The sequence below is a fragment of the Pseudomonas sp. TE3911 genome, assembly GCF_054062775.1.
Genome location: NZ_JBSSFP010000001.1, coordinates 5,732,764 through 5,750,837 on the forward strand (window position 1 = coordinate 5,732,764; position 18,074 = coordinate 5,750,837).

Genomic DNA, 18,074 nt, shown 5'->3' on the forward strand with positions numbered 1-18,074 from the left:
TCGGGCCGGGATTTACACCAGTCTCCTTCGTCTGGAGCTGATGGCAAAAGTCATGTTCCACACTGGCAACCTCACTTAATGATAGGAATAACGCATGACCAACCTAGGCGACATCATCCGGCAGTTTTCCATGGAAGGAGCTACTCATCTCTACTCCAGCTTCCCTGCCATGCTTACGCCAGCGGACCTCTATCGCGTCAAAGACAACCCGGCGCATAAAGAAGCACTCTCAGGATGCAACATCTATCTTATTGCTCGCCGTCCGCGGATTTATTTGAAGCCCGAAGGATTTACCTTGAACGGGCGGACAATCTCCGGTGAGTTTTTGGTACTGCGCGAACACGGTATGACCTCAGTCCCTTTCGTTTACGAGATCTGCGGTTCGTCGATCCCTGCAGATATACCGATCGAAGATGTCGCGGTGGCTCTCAACGGTACGTCACTGATCATTATGACGCCTGCGGGAAAACAGTTCATTGCCGTGAACGCGATTATTGCCGCCGCAAAAAGCTTGCTGACGCCGCACGACACCGATCTAGAGGTGCTGTATGTGGGACAGGCAATTGGCCGAACCTCGTCTCGCAATGCTTTGGATCGCCTGCTGTCGCACAACAAGTTGCAGCAGATCCTTGCCGAAACCTCAACGCATTTCCCCGAGCGCGAAGTTCTGCTGTTGCTGTACCGATTCGAGCACGGCAAAACGATCATCAGCAATGGCGGCGACTTCAATGTGGCGGCCCAGGCTTCTAATGAGCAGGATTCGGCCCACATGGATCGTTTGCGGAACGTTCGGTTGGATAGAAAGGAGGTCGTGTCCTTGGCTGAGGCAGGGTTGATCAACTACTTCAAGCCGCACTATAACACTCTGATCAAGACGAACAATTTCTCGTCGAAGGACAAGCTCAAGGTCCTGAAGCAGTTATTAAATAAAGGGATTGCCGGCCTGGTGCTGGAGCTTTGCTCGGTCAACTTACGGTCGCGGATCGGTACAGTTCACGCGGTGCCTATCGACCTAACCGAGATGATGCCAGATGAGGTTCTGGACGGGCGCAATCTTGAGGACGATGGCACGAAGGAGCAGTTGAAAGAGCAGTTGAAGCAAATGGCGCACACGCACTACGCCAGGTTTCCTCTCACCACCACTGAAGAAAGGAACACGTTCCTGCATGGCACTACCTTCGTCGGCCAGACCGAGGAGCCGTTGAACTGGTAGGTCTATGGCATGCCGAGGCTAGTTCATTCGCTAGCGCCACCGAAAACGCCTCACGATCGTTCGTACATCGGGCGTTTGCCGTACACAATTCCAAACTGCCTGGTCTTTGTCCGTGAAGAGCAGGTATGTGCCCGCTAGAACGCGATTTTCTGGGTTGTCTGACCGGATATTGAAATGCCTATTTAGTCAAAGTTATGAGAAATCAGTCGTTATGACTTTCGTCCCGTAAGTTGCATCTATTTCCGATTAGTTGCATCTATTTCCAAATGTCACATCCACCGCCCACCAGTGCGGGCCCTGACGCAGAGTGGTGCGGCTGGCGAAACGGCCGGTGCGGCCAATGGCTCAGCGGTGCGAGGCTGACCACCGACTGAATTGCCGCCACTTCCAGGGCCTCCTGCTCGCTCAGCGGAGGCAGCAAACCGGGCAAGCGGCTGGCAAGCAAGGTCTTGCCGGTGCCCGGTGGCCCGCTGAACAGAAGGTTATGTGCGCCCGCTGCTGCAATCAACAACGCCCGCTTGGCGGAGAGTTGGCCTTGCACTTCGCTCAAATCCGGGTAGGGCTTGTTCAGGTACAACAAACCATCGGATTTATAGGGCTCAATCGGCACTTGTCCGTTGAGGTGCGCCACCACCTGCAGCAAGTGATCCACGGCAATCACCTTCAGCCCCGACGCCAGGCAAGCTTCCTCTGCATTCGCCCGCGGCACTATCACGGTGCGCCCAGCTTTGCGCGCCGCCAAAGCGGCTGGCAACACACCTTTGACCGCACGCACTTCGCCGGACAACGCCAACTCACCCAGGCATTCAATGTCATCGAGCATCAACGCTGGCACCTGCACACTGGCGGCGAGGATCCCCAGTGCAATCGCCAAATCAAAACGCCCGCCGTCCTTGGGCAGGTCGGCGGGCGCGAGGTTGAGCGTGATGCGGCGCGAGGGGTATTGCAGGGCGGAGTTGAGGATGGCGCTGCGTACTCGGTCCTTGCTTTCCTTGACGGCGGTTTCGGGAAGGCCCACCAGCGTGAGGGACGGGAGACCGTTGGCCATGTGCACTTCGACGGTGACGGCTGGGGCTTCTACGCCGATCTGGGCGCGGCTGTGGACGATGGCGAGGGACATGCTCGTTCCTTGAAAGAGAGGCCGCTTCCTGCGGGTTTTTCAAGGGTAGACGAGGGGTGGGGCTAGCGAGGGAGGGAGGTTTTACAGAACGTATCCAGAGAACGACGCAGAACAAATGTGGGAGGGGGCTTGCCCCCGATAGCAGTGGGTCAGTTGATAAATATGTCACTGACCCATCGCCATCGGGAGCAAGCCCCCTCCCACATTTTGGCCTCGTTGCGTCAGTTACTCGGCCGTTGGGGTTAGCCGCGCTTCCAGTTCAGCCACCTTCGCCTCCAGGCTCTCCAGCCGCGCACGCGTGCGGGCCAGCACCACCATTTGGCTATCAAATTCTTCCCGGCTCACCAGGTCGAGCTTGCTGAAACCGCTTTGCAGCAAGGCCTTGAACTGGCTTTCGATTTCATTGCGGGGCAGAGGGGTTTCGCCGCTGAACAGGCGAGAGGCGTGGCCGCTCAGGGCGTCGAGTAGGTCTTTGGGCGCGAGCATGGGAAATATTCCGGAAACTGTTGGCGGGCAGTGTATCACGCAGCGTCTATAGTCTTTTTCGCGGCCTGCAGCGCACGCTTTTCGCGCATCGGGCTGTGCGACGGCGCACTGTTTTCGTGCGCATTGCAGCTGCCAAATAGTCCTGTGGGTGAGGTTAAGTGGGCAAAGGACTGATTTCAGTGATTTTTACGGAGCTGGCAAGGTTTCTGCTTAGACGATCATGACCCATGCACTGATGCAGTCGCTGTGACGAATGCAGTGCGCCGACGGATCAGGGGTACAGGTTTCGTCACCAGTGGTTCGCTGGCGTCGCAAAGGCAACTGCCCTTGCGACGATGCGTTACAAAGCCAGGCACTGCGCTTAGACTTGAGACGGGTTTGTTTTCCTGGGGCAAGTCCACCAATTCGGGAGAGAGTTTTCATGAAGCTAGTCACTGCCATCATCAAGCCGTTCAAGTTGGACGATGTACGCGAGTCGCTGTCCGAGATCGGCGTGCAGGGCATTACCGTTACTGAGGTCAAGGGCTTCGGTCGGCAGAAGGGTCACACCGAGCTGTATCGCGGCGCGGAATACGTAGTCGATTTCCTGCCGAAGGTGAAGATTGATGTCGCCATTGACGACAAGGATCTTGACCGGGTTATCGAAGCGATAACCAAGGCCGCCAACACCGGCAAGATCGGTGACGGCAAGATCTTCGTGGTCAATCTGGAACAGGCTATTCGCATCCGTACCGGCGAAACCGATACCGACGCAATCTAAGCCGCCAAACCCCAACGCCCCAGGAGAAAACAATATGACTCTGCGTAAATTCGCAGGGCTCGGAGCCCTGTTGTCCATCGTAATGCCAAGCCTGGCCATGGCGGCAGACGAAGTGGCTGCTCCAGTCCTCAACTCTGGCGACACCGCCTGGATGCTGACCGCCACCGCACTGGTGCTGTTCATGACCATTCCCGGCCTGGCGCTGTTCTACGGCGGCATGGTCCGCTCCAAAAATATTCTGTCGGTGATGATGCAGTGCTTCGCCATCACTGGCCTGATCAGCATCCTGTGGGTCGTCTACGGCTACAGCATTGCGTTCGATACCACCGGTATGGAACAGGGTGTGGTCAACTTCAATTCCTTCTTCGGCGGCATGGGCAAGGCGTTCCTGGCGGGTGTGACCCCAGCCAGCATCACCGGGCCTGCGGCGTTGTTCCCGGAAGCGGTGTTCATCACCTTCCAGATGACCTTCGCCATCATCACCCCGGCGCTGATCGTCGGTGCCTTCGCTGAGCGTATGAAGTTCTCTGCGATGCTGATCTTCATGGGCATCTGGTTCACCCTGGTTTATGCGCCAATCGCGCACATGGTCTGGAGCGGCAACGGCGGCCTGATGTGGGACTGGGGCGTGCTGGACTTTGCCGGCGGCACCGTGGTGCACATCAACGCCGGTGTGGCTGGGCTGGTGGCGTGCATCGTGCTCGGCAAGCGTAAAGGCTTCCCTACCACCCCGATGGCACCGCACAACTTGGGTTACACCCTGGTGGGCGCGGCAATGCTGTGGATCGGTTGGTTCGGCTTCAACGCCGGCTCCGCTGCTGCGGCCAACGGCACTGCTGGCATGGCGATGCTGGTCACTCAGATCGCTACCGCTGCTGCGGCGTTGGGCTGGATGTTCGCCGAGTGGATCACTCACGGCAAGCCAAGTGCACTGGGCATCGCCTCGGGCGTAGTCGCTGGTCTGGTAGCTGTAACACCAGCCGCCGGCACCGTTGGCCCGATGGGCGCTCTGGTAATCGGCCTGGTGGCCGGTGTGGTCTGCTTCTTCTGCGCGACCAGCCTCAAGCGTAAGCTGGGCTACGACGACTCCCTGGACGCATTCGGCGTGCACGGTATCGGCGGCATCGTCGGTGCGATCCTCACAGGTGTATTCGCAGCCCCTGCTTTGGGCGGCTTCGGCACCGTCACTGACATCGCGGCTCAAGTCTGGATCCAGTGCAAGGGTGTTGGCTTCACCGTGATCTACACGGCGATCGTCACCTACGTCATCCTCAAGGTGCTCGATATGGTCATTGGCCTGCGTGTTACCGAAGAGGAAGAGGCTGTCGGCCTCGACCTGGCGCAACACAACGAACGCGGCTACAACTTGTAAGTGCGCGTAAAAAAAATGCCCGGCTTGCCGGGCATTTTTTTGCCTGGCGTTTGTCAGTCGTAAGACGCTGTGCCGGTTTTTGCGCAAAGTTTGTGATCGGCCGCACACGGCACTTTTCAGTGTGCGAATGTCTTACAGGCACGTAGGCGTATTCGGCACTTTGTTTTTTCCCAGAGCGCGCTAGAATGCGCGCCGATGGGCGGAGAACTCTATGTGGCAACAGACCCTGATTACCCTGCGGGCCAAGCCCCGGGGCTTTCACTTGGTGACCGATGAGTTGCTTGCCGGCTTGCCTGAATTGAAGGCGTGTCGTGTGGGCCTGTTACACCTGTGGTTGCAGCACACCTCGGCTTCTCTGACCGTCAACGAGAATGCCGATCCGGCGGTTCGCCGTGACTTCGAACGTTTTTTCAACTTGCTGGTGCCGCAAGGCCGTGCCGGGTTCGAACACAATGACGAGGGTCCGGATGATCTGCCGGCGCACTTCAAGGCCAGTCTCCTGGGCTGCCAGCTGAGTTTGCCGGTCAAGGCCGGCCGCTTGGCGATGGGTACCTGGCAAGGTGTTTATCTGGGCGAGCACCGTGATCATGGCGGTGCTCGTAAAGTCCTCGCCACCTTGCACGGTGACGGGGCGTAAGCCACTGGTTATCCAGTGGATGTTGATTTTTCCCTGGCGACCTCGACAGAGGGCGAAGCTGGGCTATAACTAATCTGCTTTTCGCAAGTCATGAGGTAGAACATGAGCGACGATGATCTGGAAAACGACGAACTCGAAGTAGGTGACGAAGACGACACCGAAGAAGGTCTTGAAGCTGCAGCGGAAGACGTTGCGGACGACGATGGTGGCGATGATGCGCCTGCCCCTGCGGCCAAAGGCAAAGCCAAGGCAGCTGTTTCGGTAGATGAATTGCCGAGCGTTGAGGCCAAGAACAAAGAGCGCGATGCTCTGGCCCGTGCGATGGAAGAATTCCTCGCTAAAGGCGGCAGAGTGCAGGAAGTCGAGGCTAACGTGGTGGCAGACCCACCCAAGAAGCCGGATAACAAGTACGGCAGCCGACCTATCTGAGGTCAGTCACCTGCTTGTAAGAAAAAGCCCGCCGTCGCTGCGGGCTTTTTCATGCTTGCTGATTTATTTGAGCTTCGTGGTGATCCCTATATTGGGATCTCTAGTACTACTGCCACTTGCGGAGTAATTCCGGCAGCTCCGTAAGGCTACGAATCTCCGCGTCGGGGCGTTTATCCCCTTCCCACACCTTGGCGCTGGGGTTAAACCACACGGCCCGCAGCCCCGCCTGCTGCGCCCCCGCAATGTCGTCCCCGGGATGGTCGCCAACATGCACCGCTGCGCTGGCATCCACTCCGCCGCGTTGCAGCGCTTCCTGGAACAGCCGCGCATCTGGCTTGGCAATACCAATATCTTCAGCGCGCAGCGCAAAGTGAAAGTAGTCAGCCAGGCCCACACGCTGCACATCGGCATTGCCATTGGTGATCACACCCAGCAGAAAGTGCTGGCGCAGCGCTTGCAACATCGGCTCGGCTTCAGGGAAGGGCGTGAGCTGATGACGGGCGTGAATGAACGCCTCGAAGCACACGTCTGCCATTTCCGTGGCTTGCGGCTGTGGATATCCGGCCTCCTCGAAGGCGTGCATCAGCACCCGGTGGCGCAACACGCTGATGCGGTGTTTGAGCTCCGGATGACGCTGCAGCACCTGTTGGCGCAGGCTGGCGAAATGCTCCAGTGGCAGGTCGCCGACGTTGGGGGCATGCACGACCAGCCATTCGCGCATCGACGCCTCGGCGCTGATGATGACGGGTACGTTGTCCCAGAGTGTGTCGTCCAGGTCGAAGGTGATCAGCTTGATACTCATGAGTCGCCGCCCTTGATGCGTTTGGCCCGTGGATGGGCGCTGTCGTACACCGTTGCCAGGTGTTGGAAGTCCAGATGGGTGTAGATCTGCGTGGTCTTGATATCGGAGTGGCCCAGCAACTCCTGCACGGCGCGCAGATCCTGGGACGATTCCAGCATATGGCTGGCAAAGGAGTGCCGCAGCATATGCGGGTGCAGGTTTTGGCCCAGTTCGCGCTCCCCGGCGGCTTTGACCCGCACCTGAATAGCCCGCGGCCCCAGTCGCCGGCCTTGCTGGCTGATAAACACGGCGTCGTCCGCCGGGTTGGCCAACGCCCGCAGTGGAAGCCAGAGTTGCAGGGCTTCGCGGGCCTTCCTACCCACCGGCAGGACGCGGGTTTTGCTGCCCTTGCCGAGTACTTGCACCAGGCCGTCTGCCAGGTCCAATTGGTCTAGGTTCAGGCCGGTGAGTTCCGACAGGCGCAGGCCCGAGGAATAGAAAAGCTCCAGGATCGCCTGGTCGCGGTGGGCGAGGAAGTCATCCTCTACGGCGCCATCAAGCAATTGCAAAGCGCGGTCGGTATCCAGGGTCTTGGGCAGGCGCCGTTCGCCCTTGGGCGGAGACAGGCCGTTGGCCGGGTCGTGGTCGCACAGGCCTTCGCGGTTGAGGTAGTGATAGAGCCCGCGCACAGCCGACAGCAGGCGAGCCAGGCTGCGCGAGGATTGGCCCGTCTGGTGCAAGCGCGCGATCAGGCTGCGCAGGCTTTGGATATCCAAGGCCTTCCAACTGGTGACCTGCTGTTTTTCGCAGTAGGCCAGGACCTTGTTCAAGTCCCGCCGGTAGGCTTCCAGTGTGTGGGGCGACACCTGGCGCTCGTTGCGCAGGTGAGCGCAGTAAGCGTCCAGTTGCCGTTCCATGGCTAGCGCACCGCGCGCAGGGCGGTGGTGAAGCGCGGCAGGACGCGGCCCAAAACTTCGGCGATATAGGTCAGGAACAGCGTGCCCACCGAGCTTTTGTAGTGCGCAGGATCACGGCTGGCGATAGCCAGCACGCCATGCAAGCCTTGATGGCTGAGGGCGACGACAGCTGTGGAGCCGATCTCCTTGAGCTGTTCGGGACCAAACAGGAAGTCCAGCTCATGCTCGCGCAAGGTGCCGCTGATGGTCTTGCCTTCGGACAACAGGCCGCCAATCGCGGTCTGTGCGTCGCAGCCGCTGACCCAGCGGCCTACAGGCATCGGGTTGTCGCTGAATAGGATCAGGCTGACAAATGGCACTTGGAAGTCCTGGCGCAGGCTGTCTTCCACGGCGATCACGGTTTCTTCCAGGCTGGTGGCGTCCATCAGCGCAAGGATCAGGCGACGGGTTTTGTCGAAAAGGCGGTCGTTGTCGCGGGCGACGTCCATCAAGTGCGAGAGCTTATGACGCATCTCGATATTGCGCTCGCGCAGGATCTTCATCTGTCGCTCCACCAGCGACACGGTGTCGCCGCGCTGGTGGGGGATGCGCAGTGCCGGCAGCAGTTCTTCGTGCTCGACGAAGAAATCCGGATTCGCCTCAAGGTACGCCGCGACAGCAGCGGCCTCCAGACTTTCGCTCGGGGTTGCGGGTGCGGGTACTTGAGGCTTATCGGTCATTAGCTTGGCTCACTCATAGACGGACCTGTCCTTCGTATACACGCGAGGCCGGCCCGGTCATCAGCACCGGGTGGCCAGGGCCTGCCCATTCGATGGACAGGCGTCCACCGGGCAGGTCGATCAGCAGCGGCGAATCCATCCACCCCTGGCTGATCGCGGCCACAGCAGCGGCGCAAGCACCGGTGCCGCAGGCCTGGGTTTCGCCGGCGCCGCGTTCCCACACACGCAATTGCGCGCGGGAACGGTCGATCACCTGCAGGAAACCCACGTTGACCCGTGCCGGAAAGCGCGGGTGGTGTTCGATCTTCGGCCCCAGTTCATGTACGGGGGCATTATTGATGTCGTTGACCCGCAACACGGCATGGGGGTTGCCCATGGAGACGGCCGCCAAGTCGACGATCTTGCCGTCGACATCGACTGCGTAGCTGGTGGCCTGCTCGCTGGCCTGGAACGGAATATCCGCTGGCACCAAGCGCGGCGCGCCCATGTTGACGCTGATTTGGCCGTCGCTGCGAATATCCAGCTCGATCACGCCGCTCTTGGTCTCGACGCGGATCTGGCGTTTGGCGGTCAGGCGCTTATCCAGCACGAAACGCGCGAAACAGCGCGCACCGTTGCCGCACTGTTCCACTTCGGAACCGTCGGAGTTGAAGATCCGATAACGGAAATCCACCTCCGGGTTGCTTGGCGCCTCGACGATCAGCAATTGGTCGAAGCCAATCCCTGTATGCCGGTCGCCCCACTGTTTAGCGTGCTTGGGCAGGATGTGCGCGTGCTGGCTGACCAGGTCGAGGACCATGAAATCATTGCCGAGCCCGTGCATCTTGGTAAAACGCAGCAGCATGGCTTACTCCGGCAGCAGGCTTTCGCCAGCATACAACTCGGCTACCGTCTCGCGGCGACGCACTTCAAACGCTTGATCACCGTCCACCAGTACCTCGGCGGTACGGCCGCGGGTGTTGTAGTTGGAACTCATGACAAACCCGTAGGCACCGGCCGAATGCACGGCCAGCAGATCGCCTTCCTCCAGCGCAAGCTGACGATCCTTGGCGAGGAAGTCGCCGGTTTCGCAGATCGGGCCGACGATGTCATAGGCGCGAGCTTCGCTGTCGCGAGGCGTCACAGCGGTGACATTCATCCAGGCCTGGTACAGCGCCGGGCGGATCAGGTCGTTCATCGCCGCGTCGACGATGGCGAAATCCTTGTGCTCGGTGTGCTTGAGGTACTCGACCTGGGTCAGCAGCACGCCGGCGTTGGCGACGATGTAGCGGCCCGGCTCGAACATCAGCGTCAGGTCGCGACCTTCGATGCGCTCGCGCACGGCCTGGATATAGTCGGCAATCAGCGGCGGCTCTTCATCGCGATACCGCACGCCCACGCCGCCACCGAGGTCGATGTGGTGCAGGTAGATGCCGCATTCGCCCAGGCGATCAATCAGCGCCAGCAGGCGGTCGAGGGCATCTAGGAACGGCGGCAGAGTGGTCAGTTGCGAACCGATGTGGCAGTCGACGCCCAGCACTTCCAGGTTCGGCAACTGCGCGGCGCGGATATACACGTCCTCGGCGTCAGCAATGGCGATGCCGAACTTGTTCTCTTTGAGACCGGTGGAAATGTACGGGTGGGTGCCAGCATCGACGTCCGGGTTGACGCGCAGGGAGATCGGCGCGCGTACGCCCATTTCGGCGGCTACGACCTGCAGGCGCTCCAGCTCGTCGGTGGATTCGATGTTGAAGCAATGCACACCGACTTCCAGGGCACGGCGCATGTCTTCGCGGCTCTTGCCGACGCCGGAGAACACGATCTTGTCAGCCTGGCCACCAGCTGCCAGTACCCGCTCCAGCTCGCCACGGGAGACGATGTCAAAACCAGCGCCCATACGCGCCAGGACATTCAGTACACCCAGATTGGAGTTTGCCTTGACCGCGTAGCACACCAAGTGCGGTACGCCGTCCAGTGCGTCGGTGAAGGAGCGGTATTGAGCTTCGATGTGAGCGCGTGAGTACACGTACGTCGGGGTACCAAAGCGCTGGGCAATCGCGGACAGCGCCACGCCTTCCGCGAACAGCTCGCCGTCCCGGTAGTTAAAAGCGTCCATGGAGCTCCCTTATTCGTAGGTGTCGTGCTTATGCGCTTTGGATGGCTTTTGCGACGATTGCGCCTGTTCATTCGGGTCTTTGCTGTCATCGGGCAGGTACAGCGGGCCTTTTTGACCACAGGCACTAACGAGGCAAGCGACCGCGACGAGCGCAGCAAGGGAAGAGATCAGGCGCTTCATGGCGAAATCCTTGAATATGCATTAATTGCGCCCGAGTATACCGACCACCCGCCAGCTTGCCTATGCGCCGAAATACCCGTCCGGCGGGGGTTTGCCGACATGAAGGTGAAGCGGGCTACGCTGGCAGAGGATATTTCATACCGTCATCGGTAATGAAATCGGTATCCTTTGCAATCGGCGAGGCTCGCCCGTATCGTGCGGCGCTTGAGCAAAACCAGACACTTTTGAGGTTGCCACAATGAGTTTGACCGAAGCCCGTTTTCACGACCTGGTGGATGCGACCCAGCAGGCGCTGGAAGATATTTTTGACGACAGCGGCCTGGATGTGGACCTGGAAAACTCGGCCGGCGTGCTGACCGTCAAGTTCGAGAGTGGCCAGCAACTGATCTTCAGTCGCCAGGAACCCCTGCGTCAGCTGTGGCTGGCGGCGCGCTCCGGTGGCGTTCACTTCGACTACGACGAAGAAAGCGGCAAATGGCAGTGCGATAAGAGTGAAGAGTTGTTGGGCGAGATGCTCACGCGCCTGGTCCACGAATATACCGGCGCCGAGCTGGATTTCGACGAGATTTGACCGTGACTGAGCCTGCGCCCGTACGTCCGCCAAAGCCGCTGTTCAGTAATGTCAGCCCGGCGGTGCCGTCACCTTGTATCAGTTTGTGTCGTCTGGATGAGCAAAAAGTCTGCCTCGGCTGCTTTCGTCACGTTGAAGACATCCGCGAATGGCGCTCCGCCGACGATGCCCGGCGCAGGGTGATCTGCGCCGAGGCCGAGCAGCGCAGGGCGCACGCCTGAGGCTGTCTTGTTTATTTGTGACGCTGTGGTAGTGTCCGGGTACGCCTCAACTCATCGAGGCCCGCGAGAACCCCGCCTTTTTTTGGCGGGGTTTTGCTTTTTTGTGCAGAAAAAAGGAGTCTGCCTGAATCATGACCACCGCACCGTCCATCATCCTCACCCGTCTTGACGTGCAGCGTCTGGAGCAACTGATCGACCGCTTGGGCGACGAAACTCCCGGCGTCGAAGCGTTGCAAGCCGAACTCGATCGCGCCGAAGAAGTGGTTGGCCACGATGAAGTGCCTGCGGGTGTCGTGACCATGAACTCCAGCGTACATTGCCGTGAGCAAGGCAGCGGCAAGGACTACCACCTGACGCTGGTCTATCCGAAAGATGCCAATGCAGACGCCGGCAAGATCTCGATCCTGGCACCCGTGGGCAGCGCGTTGTTAGGCCTGAAAGTGGGCCAGCACATCGACTGGCCGGCACCTGGCGGCAAGACCCTCAAGCTTGAATTGCTCAGTGTTGAAGGCCAGCCAAAAGACGGCGGCGCCTTCACTCTCTAAAACTGGCTCAGCGCCTCGTTGAGCGACAGCTCCAGCTCGGCCTTGTAACGCAGGTAAAGGTTGCTCGGGCTCTGCACATCACCGAGCAGGCCCGATAGATCCAGGTCGGTGATGTAGCAACGGTAGCGCTCGGTTTCCCGGCGCTGTCCAACGATCTCCTGAGCGACCACGGCAAATAGCTGGTCGCCGAATTCCAATTCGGAAAACTCCCGCTGATTGCAGTACAGGGTAATGCCCACCTTGCCGTGTGCTGCTTTGCCGATAATCGCCTGCACGTCGTAAAACGGTTTGTTCGTTGGATTGTGCGGCGCCGGCCGAGGTTCGATCCCGCGGGCGCGTCCGCTTCCTGTCGGCAATAGTTGGTAATACAAGGTCTGCACCGCGCCCAGGGGTTGTTGCGTGTCCAGCGGCGACAACGCATCCCGCCGATAGATGATGGATTGCAGAAAGCGCTGCAAAGGCGCCAGCAGGCTCTGCTCATCATGAAACGGCAGGCGCTGCTGCCAGAGCGCGTTGAACTCATCCAGCACATACAGCTCGGCGAAATCCTCATTGACCCGGTAGAACACTTGCACGCAATCAGCCATGCCCATGGGCAGCAGCAGCGCCAGGTCGTGGTCTTCCAGGGCCATCGTGTCCAGATGCAGCGGGCTGTAGCTGGCCAGCTCTTCGCTGAGGTAGGCGATCAGCGCGTCCTGGGTTGCCAGTGACACATGGGTGGCTTGGCCCGGCATCAACTCCATTACGTGGTAGTGCTGCTGAACTTGCAGCAAGTAGCGGTGGTTGGACTGACCCAGCAGCAGGTTCTGCGCGGTGTCGAAGATTTCCTCCACGCGTTGGGCAATGAACTGCGCACGGTTATGACAGAAGCAGCGCACCCGCAGACGCGGCAGGCGGTCCGGTGGCAGTTGGTTGAGGTAGTCGCGCAGGCAATCGAGCAAAGCGTGCGGGCCGTCGTAACGGCTGACCATCACTTCGTTCCAGCTGTTGAGCGTGACTTGGTCCAGGGTCAGCACCAGGTTATCGCGAACACCGGCATAACTCAGGGAGTCGGTGCGCTCGGTGGTCATCAGTATGTTCAGGTCGCGGTGATGCTTGAGCGGGTCGACGCCGACGTTGATCAGCAGCAACACTTCCTCGGGCACCGCCGATCGCAGCAGGCTTATTTCATCGACGCTGGTCAGGGGCAGGGCGACCGTTTGTTGCAGGCTGCCCAGCAGGTTGAACAACTCGAATTCGGTCATGTCGCTGGTGCCGGGGTGCAGCGCCAGGCGCGTGCTGCTGTCGATTACACCGTTGCGATGGCACCACGTCAGCATTTCCAGCAGGTCGCGGCTGCGCTTGATCGGCGCAAAGTGTTCCCACTCCAGGGCCGTGAGGTTGCCGTTGTACAACCCCCAGTGATGCTGGCCCGGTTCCTTGCGGTTGGGCGACTGCACCAGGGTCAAGGTGTCTTCAGCCAGGTCCGGTGCGATGCCGGGGTTGATGAATTCGACCTTGCCGGCCTTGCGCTCAAAAGCGGCATACAGGCGCCGGCCCAGAACGTTAAGGTCGCGCTTGTTGATCAGGCTGACGGTTTGTTCGGTCCGGGCAAACTGGGTCAGGAAGCGATAGCTGTAGTTCAGCTCGCTGACCAGGGCGCGGCGTTCGGAGGCCACCTGACGCACTTTCCACTGGCTGCGGCTGTCCAGCAGGGCGAGTTGACGCTGGTCCCAGCTCCATTCGCGTGCCAGGCGCTCCAGCAACAGTCGCTGCCAACTGCTGGTGCGTTGGCCGGCGGTGAGCTTGCGATTGACCTTCAGGTACAGCGCGCGGCGTACCAATTCCAGGCGTTCGGGCTCGTTGCGTGCCTTGAGGTATTCCTCGATGCGGCGGTACACCACGATGTACGGGTCCAGCTCATCCAGGTCCATCTGGTTCGCGAACACCGCGCGCTTGAAGCGCAGGCTCAGGCAATGCACGTTGGGGTGTTCGCTGGCGTAGACCTCAGTCAGCAGCAGTTTGAGCACCGATTTGTAAGGTGACTCGATGCCTTTGAACAACTGCCATAGACCGGCTCCGATGAATTCGCCGGGTGGAATATGTGCCAGGTGGCCGAGGTCAAGGGTTTCATCGGCGCGGATAAACCGCTTGGAGAGCAGTGTGTGGGTGAATTCGGCGTAACGGGTCTCTTCGTATACCGGCACCAGCCACCAAATCGGCGTGCGCCCGGCCAACCAGATGGCTGTGCGGTAGAACTCGTCCAGCAGCAGGTAATGCTGGGTGGTACCGCAGTCGTCGGAGCTCAGTTGGGTGTCGCGCTCGCCGAGTACGAAGCGCGTTGGCTCGATCAGGAAGAAGTGTGCCTCGGCACCCATGGTGAGGGCCCAGGCTTCTAGCAATTGGCATTTCTTGCGCAGTTCGCCCAGCTCGTTTTCGCCCAGGTCGGGGGCGTGGCACACCCATACGTCCATATCGCTCTGATCCGCTTGGGCGAGGGTGCCAAGGCTGCCCATCAGGAATAGGCCATGGATAGGCTTGGGCTGATTGACCGGGCGCGGCTTGTAAGAGAACGAGCGGGTCAGGCGTTGGGCTTCGGTCAAGGCCTGAGCGTCGGGCTCGAAATTCGAAAGCCCGGCTGGCGTGCTGCCCGAAACATAACCGGGCAACAGCGGATGATTAACGTGAAAAAACAGTGGCAGGAGGGTCAGCACGCTTTGCTGGCGCGGCGTCAGCCCCTCGACGGCACGCGCCATGCGCCCCTCATTGAGGGCCATGAAGCGCGCGCGCAATTGGGCCAGCACCTTGCGGTCGATGCCTTCGTCCAAGTCAGGGCGGATTTCATGGGTGCGGGTCATGTCGAACTCGGTGGCTCGCAGGGCCCGACGTGGGCGGCCGTGTAGGAGTTTACAGCCAGTGGCGTAGCAGGTTTAGGGGGAAATGGTCTTTGACGCCAGAATTTTAACTGGCCCACAGCAACGCCCTTGGAATCCGCAGTGAGCGGACTCCATGGGCGGTATCGGGTATCAGGCTGCTTCTTTGGTGCTGGCAGTGGTCAGAATAGTCAGCAGGGTTTGGGCCTGCTCTGCGGCGTCCCGACCGAGGCTGGTCAGATAGCCCCCGTCTGGCTGGTCGATAAGTCCTTTGGCATGGAGGCGCTTGGCAGCGGCGATGGCAGTAGGAGCGGCGGTCTGATGGACCTTCAGACCTTCCTTGGTGCTGTCCAAGGGGAAGAGTACAAGGATTTCCAGTTCGGCAACCAATTCAGGGGTATACGACATAAGGACTCCAGACTTTCTAAAATTTATTAGAGGCTAGCAGGCCATAAGGTGAACGCACTTTGCCGAACTGTCCAGCGTGTTGCTGCGTGCCGGGATTATTCCTTTTCAGGCGGCAACTCAGGCAGCGCCCGCAGCGCGGTTTCATACCATTCGGTATTGAAGGCGCGGTCCTCGTCCAGCATCGCGTCGATCTCGAACGCCAGCACGTGGGCCATAAGATTCAGGATGTCTTCGCGTTCATAACCCACCAGGGTCAGTTTGTTGAAGGTCGCCTTGGCGGCGGGGGGATTGTCGCTTTCGATCTGGTTCTCGATCGCTTCGATTAGGGTGTTTTCGGTGAATTCTTCTTCGTCACTGTCGATATCGGTCGGCTCGCTCATGGCAGGCTCCTCAAGGAAAGGGCGCCAGTCTACCTCCATTCAGGCAGGTGATGCTGCTGGTCAGGCTGGGCGTCAAGATCTATAACTCTTGCAGCCAACCCCGCACACGGCCTGGAGGCTTTGCGATGCTCAAGCTCTACGGATTCTCGGTCAGCAACTACTACAACATGGTGAAACTGGCGCTGTTGGAGAAAGGGCTCCTGTTTGAAGAGGTACCTTTCTATGCCGGTCAAACCCCGGAAGCCCTGGCAATCAGTCCGCGCGGCAAGGTACCGGCGCTGGGCGTAAAGCAGGGGTTTATCAACGAAACCAGCGTGATACTCGAATACATCGAGCAAACCCAGGAAGGCCCTTCGCTGTTGCCGGCAGACCCATTCCAGCGTGCCCAAGTGCTGGCGCTGTGCCGGGAAATCGAGCTGTACATCGAATTGCCCGCCCGCGCGTGTTTTGCCGAGGCGTTTTTCGGTATGCCGGTGCCGGAGGCGATCAAGGAAAAATCCAAGGCTGAGTTGCTGCTGGGGATCGGTTCTTTAGGTCGGCACGGCAAGTTCGCGCCTTACGTGGCGGGGGAGAGTTTTACGATTGCGGATCTGTATTTCATGTACAGCGTGAACCTCGCCTGTGGCGTGGGCGAGAAGCTGTTTGGATTGGATTTGCTGGCTGAGTTGCCAAAGGCGAAAGCGTTGTTGGAGCGATTGCATGCCATGCCCAACGCCCAAAAGGTGGCAGCGGACCGGGAGGCGGCGATGCCTGCGTTTATGGCGATGATTGCGGCCAAAAAGTGATCAAGTGTGGGAGGGGGCAAGCCCCTCCCACATTTTTTAGCGGCTGGCGAGCAACGCCTGGCCGCGTACGACCGCTGCCTTCACCTGCGCGGGCGCAGTGCCGCCGATGTGATTACGCGCATTCACCGAACCTTCCAGGGTCAGTACGGCGAACACATCCTGCTCGATCTGGTCGCTGAACTGGCGCAGTTCTTCCAGGCTCATTTCTGCCAGGTCTTTGCCGGTTTCCACGCCGTATTTCACTGCGTGGCCGACGATTTCGTGGCAGTCACGGAACGGCAGGCCACGGCGTACCAGGTAGTCCGCCAGGTCCGTTGCCGTGGAGAAACCGCGCAAGGCCGCTTCACGCATGATCGCGTGTTTTGGCTTGATCGCCGGGATCATGTCGGCAAAGGCACGCAGCGAGTCGCGCAGGGTGTCGGCAGCGTCGAACAGCGGTTCCTTGTCTTCCTGATTGTCCTTGTTGTAGGCCAACGGCTGGCCTTTCATCAGGGTCAGCAGGCCCATCAGTGCGCCGAATACGCGGCCGCTCTTGCCGCGGACCAGCTCTGGCACGTCGGGGTTTTTCTTTTGCGGCATGATCGAGCTGCCGGTGCAGAATCGATCCGGGAGGTCGATGAACTGGAATTGCGCGCTGGTCCACAGCACCAACTCTTCGGAGAAGCGTGACAGGTGCATCATCGCAATGCTGGCGGCGGCGCAGAATTCGATGGCGAAGTCACGGTCCGAGACGCCGTCCAGGGAGTTGCCGCCCACAGCGTCGAAGCCCAGCAGTTGCGCGGTGTACTCGCGGTCGATCGGGTAAGTGGTGCCAGCCAGCGCGGCGCTGCCCAATGGCATGCGGTTGGCGCGCTTGCGGCAATCGACCAGGCGCTCGTAGTCGCGGCTGAGCATTTCGAACCAGGCCAGTAGGTGGTGACCGAACGTCACAGGCTGGGCGGTTTGCAGGTGAGTGAAGCCGGGCATGATGGTGTCCGATTCGCGTTCGGCCTGCTCCAGCAGGCCTTTTTGCAGGCGCGTTATTTCGGACAGGATCAGGTCGATTTCATCGCGCAGCCACAGGCGGATATCGGTGGCCACCTGGTCGTTACGGCTACGACCGGTGTGCAGTTTCTTGCCGGTCACACCGATACGGTCGGTGAGGCGGGCCTCGATATTCATGTGCACGTCTTCCAGGTCGACGCGCCAGTCGAACGTACCGGCTTCGATCTCACCGCGGATGGTGGTCAGGCCGTCGATAATGCTGTCGCGCTCGGCGTCGGTCAGCACGCCGACTTTGGCCAGCATCGTCGCGTGGGCGATGGAGCCCATGATGTCGTGGCGGTAAAGGCGCTGGTCGAAGGTGACGGAGGCGGTGAAGCGGGCGACGAAGGCGTCGACGGGTTCACTGAAGCGGCCGCCCCAGGACTGGTTGGTCTTGTCGGTGCTCATGGATTCGCTCGTGGTCTGCTTAATAAAGAGGCGTGGAAGTCTGCCGGCGATAATAACAGGGTTGCCCGTGGAGGCGGTGCTGCGGGTCGTCGGCATTTTTATTTGTGCAAAGGATGGCTAAGTGCCTTGCCGCCGAACGCGTCCGGGAAGAGACTGGAGGTAGATGTTTATC

20 protein-coding genes and 1 pseudogene are annotated in these 18,074 nt (G+C 59.8%); 9 read left to right on the forward strand and 12 right to left on the reverse strand.

Going from position 1 to position 18,074, the window contains the following annotated elements:
• Window positions 1-94 precede the first annotated feature (94 nt).
• On the forward strand, window positions 95-1,213 hold the full coding sequence (locus tag ACVWXD_RS25975) for a hypothetical protein (RefSeq protein ID WP_457371494.1): 1,119 nt from the start codon (window positions 95-97) through the stop codon (window positions 1,211-1,213).
• A gap of 274 nt (window positions 1,214-1,487) precedes the next feature.
• Here ACVWXD_RS25975 and ACVWXD_RS25980 read toward each other — a convergent pair.
• Window positions 1,488-2,333 (reverse strand): annotated as a pseudogene (locus ACVWXD_RS25980) (YifB family Mg chelatase-like AAA ATPase); the annotation flags it as partial.
• Between the two features lie 225 nt (window positions 2,334-2,558).
• Complete coding sequence (locus ACVWXD_RS25985) at window positions 2,559-2,819, reverse strand: accessory factor UbiK family protein (RefSeq protein WP_095185195.1); 261 nt, start codon at window positions 2,817-2,819, stop codon at window positions 2,559-2,561.
• A gap of 421 nt (window positions 2,820-3,240) precedes the next feature.
• Between ACVWXD_RS25985 and glnK the strand changes: the two genes are divergently transcribed.
• The 4 genes from glnK (at window position 3,241) to sutA (ending at window position 6,017) form a co-directional block, all read left to right on the forward strand.
• On the forward strand, window positions 3,241-3,579 hold the full coding sequence (glnK, locus tag ACVWXD_RS25990) for a P-II family nitrogen regulator (protein ID WP_002555808.1): 339 nt from the start codon (window positions 3,241-3,243) through the stop codon (window positions 3,577-3,579).
• A gap of 34 nt (window positions 3,580-3,613) precedes the next feature.
• Complete coding sequence (locus tag ACVWXD_RS25995) at window positions 3,614-4,951, forward strand: ammonium transporter (protein WP_032884369.1); 1,338 nt, start codon at window positions 3,614-3,616, stop codon at window positions 4,949-4,951.
• 211 nt (window positions 4,952-5,162) lie between these two features.
• Window positions 5,163-5,588 (forward strand): secondary thiamine-phosphate synthase enzyme YjbQ, encoded by a 426-nt coding sequence (locus tag ACVWXD_RS26000; protein ID WP_032884368.1) that lies wholly within the window; start codon window positions 5,163-5,165, stop codon window positions 5,586-5,588.
• A gap of 102 nt (window positions 5,589-5,690) precedes the next feature.
• Entirely contained in the window at window positions 5,691-6,017 is a 327-nt protein-coding gene (gene sutA / locus ACVWXD_RS26005; RefSeq protein ID WP_032884367.1) for a transcriptional regulator SutA, read from the forward strand.
• Window positions 6,018-6,123: 106 nt separating this feature from the next.
• Here the strand turns inward: sutA and ACVWXD_RS26010 are convergent, their stop codons facing one another.
• From ACVWXD_RS26010 to lptM, 6 genes are read right to left on the reverse strand one after another with little or no spacing between them, the layout of a single operon-like run.
• On the reverse strand, window positions 6,124-6,819 hold the full coding sequence (locus ACVWXD_RS26010) for an HAD family hydrolase (protein WP_032884366.1): 696 nt from the start codon (window positions 6,817-6,819) through the stop codon (window positions 6,124-6,126).
• Window positions 6,816-7,715 (reverse strand): tyrosine recombinase XerC, encoded by a 900-nt coding sequence (gene xerC / locus ACVWXD_RS26015; protein WP_032884365.1) that lies wholly within the window; start codon window positions 7,713-7,715, stop codon window positions 6,816-6,818. Before xerC ends, ACVWXD_RS26010 begins: the two co-directional genes overlap by 4 nt.
• Before the next feature lie 2 nt (window positions 7,716-7,717).
• On the reverse strand, window positions 7,718-8,434 hold the full coding sequence (locus ACVWXD_RS26020) for a DUF484 family protein (protein ID WP_457371495.1): 717 nt from the start codon (window positions 8,432-8,434) through the stop codon (window positions 7,718-7,720).
• A gap of 13 nt (window positions 8,435-8,447) precedes the next feature.
• Window positions 8,448-9,278, reverse strand: coding sequence for a diaminopimelate epimerase (gene dapF, locus ACVWXD_RS26025; RefSeq protein ID WP_032884362.1), 831 nt, complete (start codon window positions 9,276-9,278; stop codon window positions 8,448-8,450).
• Window positions 9,279-9,281: 3 nt separating this feature from the next.
• Window positions 9,282-10,529: a diaminopimelate decarboxylase gene (gene lysA / locus ACVWXD_RS26030; RefSeq protein WP_032884361.1), complete on the reverse strand. Its 1,248-nt coding sequence runs from the start codon at window positions 10,527-10,529 to the stop codon at window positions 9,282-9,284.
• Between the two features lie 9 nt (window positions 10,530-10,538).
• A complete protein-coding gene (gene lptM, locus ACVWXD_RS26035) occupies window positions 10,539-10,709 on the reverse strand; it encodes an LPS translocon maturation chaperone LptM (protein ID WP_010207449.1) in 171 nt (56 codons plus the stop codon).
• A 238-nt stretch (window positions 10,710-10,947) separates the two neighbouring features.
• On the opposite strand from lptM, the gene cyaY reads away from it, so the two are divergent.
• The 3 genes from cyaY (at window position 10,948) to rnk (ending at window position 12,046) form a co-directional block, all read left to right on the forward strand.
• A complete protein-coding gene (gene cyaY, locus ACVWXD_RS26040; protein ID WP_032884360.1) occupies window positions 10,948-11,280 on the forward strand; it encodes an iron donor protein CyaY in 333 nt (110 codons plus the stop codon).
• Window positions 11,281-11,282: 2 nt separating this feature from the next.
• Entirely contained in the window at window positions 11,283-11,501 is a 219-nt protein-coding gene (locus ACVWXD_RS26045) for a DUF1289 domain-containing protein (protein WP_081797581.1), read from the forward strand.
• A 131-nt stretch (window positions 11,502-11,632) separates the two neighbouring features.
• Entirely contained in the window at window positions 11,633-12,046 is a 414-nt protein-coding gene (gene rnk / locus ACVWXD_RS26050; RefSeq protein WP_032884359.1) for a nucleoside diphosphate kinase regulator, read from the forward strand.
• On the opposite strand, the gene ACVWXD_RS26055 is transcribed toward rnk, so the two are convergent.
• The 3 genes from ACVWXD_RS26055 to ACVWXD_RS26065 form a co-directional block, all read right to left on the reverse strand.
• The gene (locus ACVWXD_RS26055; protein WP_457371496.1) at window positions 12,043-14,883 is read right to left on the reverse strand and encodes a class I adenylate cyclase; all 2,841 of its coding nucleotides are present in this window, start codon (window positions 14,881-14,883) and stop codon (window positions 12,043-12,045) included. The two genes, rnk and ACVWXD_RS26055, sit on opposite strands and share 4 nt — an antisense overlap.
• 168 nt (window positions 14,884-15,051) lie before the next feature.
• Window positions 15,052-15,306: a TIGR02647 family protein gene (locus ACVWXD_RS26060; RefSeq protein WP_003195403.1), complete on the reverse strand. Its 255-nt coding sequence runs from the start codon at window positions 15,304-15,306 to the stop codon at window positions 15,052-15,054.
• A gap of 95 nt (window positions 15,307-15,401) precedes the next feature.
• Window positions 15,402-15,686: a hypothetical protein gene (locus ACVWXD_RS26065; protein ID WP_032884356.1), complete on the reverse strand. Its 285-nt coding sequence runs from the start codon at window positions 15,684-15,686 to the stop codon at window positions 15,402-15,404.
• A 125-nt stretch (window positions 15,687-15,811) separates the two neighbouring features.
• Between ACVWXD_RS26065 and ACVWXD_RS26070 the strand changes: the two genes are divergently transcribed.
• Entirely contained in the window at window positions 15,812-16,471 is a 660-nt protein-coding gene (locus ACVWXD_RS26070; protein ID WP_095185191.1) for a glutathione S-transferase family protein, read from the forward strand.
• Window positions 16,472-16,507: 36 nt separating this feature from the next.
• Here the strand turns inward: ACVWXD_RS26070 and argH are convergent, their stop codons facing one another.
• Window positions 16,508-17,902: an argininosuccinate lyase gene (gene argH, locus ACVWXD_RS26075; protein WP_032884354.1), complete on the reverse strand. Its 1,395-nt coding sequence runs from the start codon at window positions 17,900-17,902 to the stop codon at window positions 16,508-16,510.
• Window positions 17,903-18,074 lie beyond the last annotated feature (172 nt).

Excerpts from the sequence above, each read along its gene's own strand:
- ACVWXD_RS26010 (WP_032884366.1), bottom strand. The coding sequence starts at position 6,819 with ATGAGTATCAAGCTGATCACCTTCGACCTGGACGACACACTCTGGGAC.
- ACVWXD_RS25985 (WP_095185195.1), bottom strand. The coding sequence starts at position 2,819 with ATGCTCGCGCCCAAAGACCTACTCGACGCCCTGAGCGGCCACGCCTCT.
- ACVWXD_RS26060 (WP_003195403.1), bottom strand. The coding sequence starts at position 15,306 with ATGTCGTATACCCCTGAATTGGTTGCCGAACTGGAAATCCTTGTACTC.
- ACVWXD_RS26055 (WP_457371496.1), bottom strand. The coding sequence starts at position 14,883 with ATGACCCGCACCCATGAAATCCGCCCTGACTTGGACGAAGGCATCGAC.
- ACVWXD_RS26020 (WP_457371495.1), bottom strand. The coding sequence starts at position 8,434 with ATGACCGATAAGCCTCAAGTACCCGCACCCGCAACCCCGAGCGAAAGT.
- ACVWXD_RS26000 (WP_032884368.1), top strand. The coding sequence starts at position 5,163 with ATGTGGCAACAGACCCTGATTACCCTGCGGGCCAAGCCCCGGGGCTTT.
- dapF (WP_032884362.1), bottom strand. The coding sequence starts at position 9,278 with ATGCTGCTGCGTTTTACCAAGATGCACGGGCTCGGCAATGATTTCATG.
- ACVWXD_RS26070 (WP_095185191.1), top strand. The coding sequence starts at position 15,812 with ATGCTCAAGCTCTACGGATTCTCGGTCAGCAACTACTACAACATGGTG.
- rnk (WP_032884359.1), top strand. The coding sequence starts at position 11,633 with ATGACCACCGCACCGTCCATCATCCTCACCCGTCTTGACGTGCAGCGT.
- glnK (WP_002555808.1), top strand. The coding sequence starts at position 3,241 with ATGAAGCTAGTCACTGCCATCATCAAGCCGTTCAAGTTGGACGATGTA.
- sutA (WP_032884367.1), top strand. The coding sequence starts at position 5,691 with ATGAGCGACGATGATCTGGAAAACGACGAACTCGAAGTAGGTGACGAA.
- ACVWXD_RS26065 (WP_032884356.1), bottom strand. The coding sequence starts at position 15,686 with ATGAGCGAGCCGACCGATATCGACAGTGACGAAGAAGAATTCACCGAA.
- xerC (WP_032884365.1), bottom strand. The coding sequence starts at position 7,715 with ATGGAACGGCAACTGGACGCTTACTGCGCTCACCTGCGCAACGAGCGC.
- ACVWXD_RS25975 (WP_457371494.1), top strand. The coding sequence starts at position 95 with ATGACCAACCTAGGCGACATCATCCGGCAGTTTTCCATGGAAGGAGCT.
- ACVWXD_RS25995 (WP_032884369.1), top strand. The coding sequence starts at position 3,614 with ATGACTCTGCGTAAATTCGCAGGGCTCGGAGCCCTGTTGTCCATCGTA.
- lysA (WP_032884361.1), bottom strand. The coding sequence starts at position 10,529 with ATGGACGCTTTTAACTACCGGGACGGCGAGCTGTTCGCGGAAGGCGTG.
- lptM (WP_010207449.1), bottom strand. The coding sequence starts at position 10,709 with ATGAAGCGCCTGATCTCTTCCCTTGCTGCGCTCGTCGCGGTCGCTTGC.
- argH (WP_032884354.1), bottom strand. The coding sequence starts at position 17,902 with ATGAGCACCGACAAGACCAACCAGTCCTGGGGCGGCCGCTTCAGTGAA.
- cyaY (WP_032884360.1), top strand. The coding sequence starts at position 10,948 with ATGAGTTTGACCGAAGCCCGTTTTCACGACCTGGTGGATGCGACCCAG.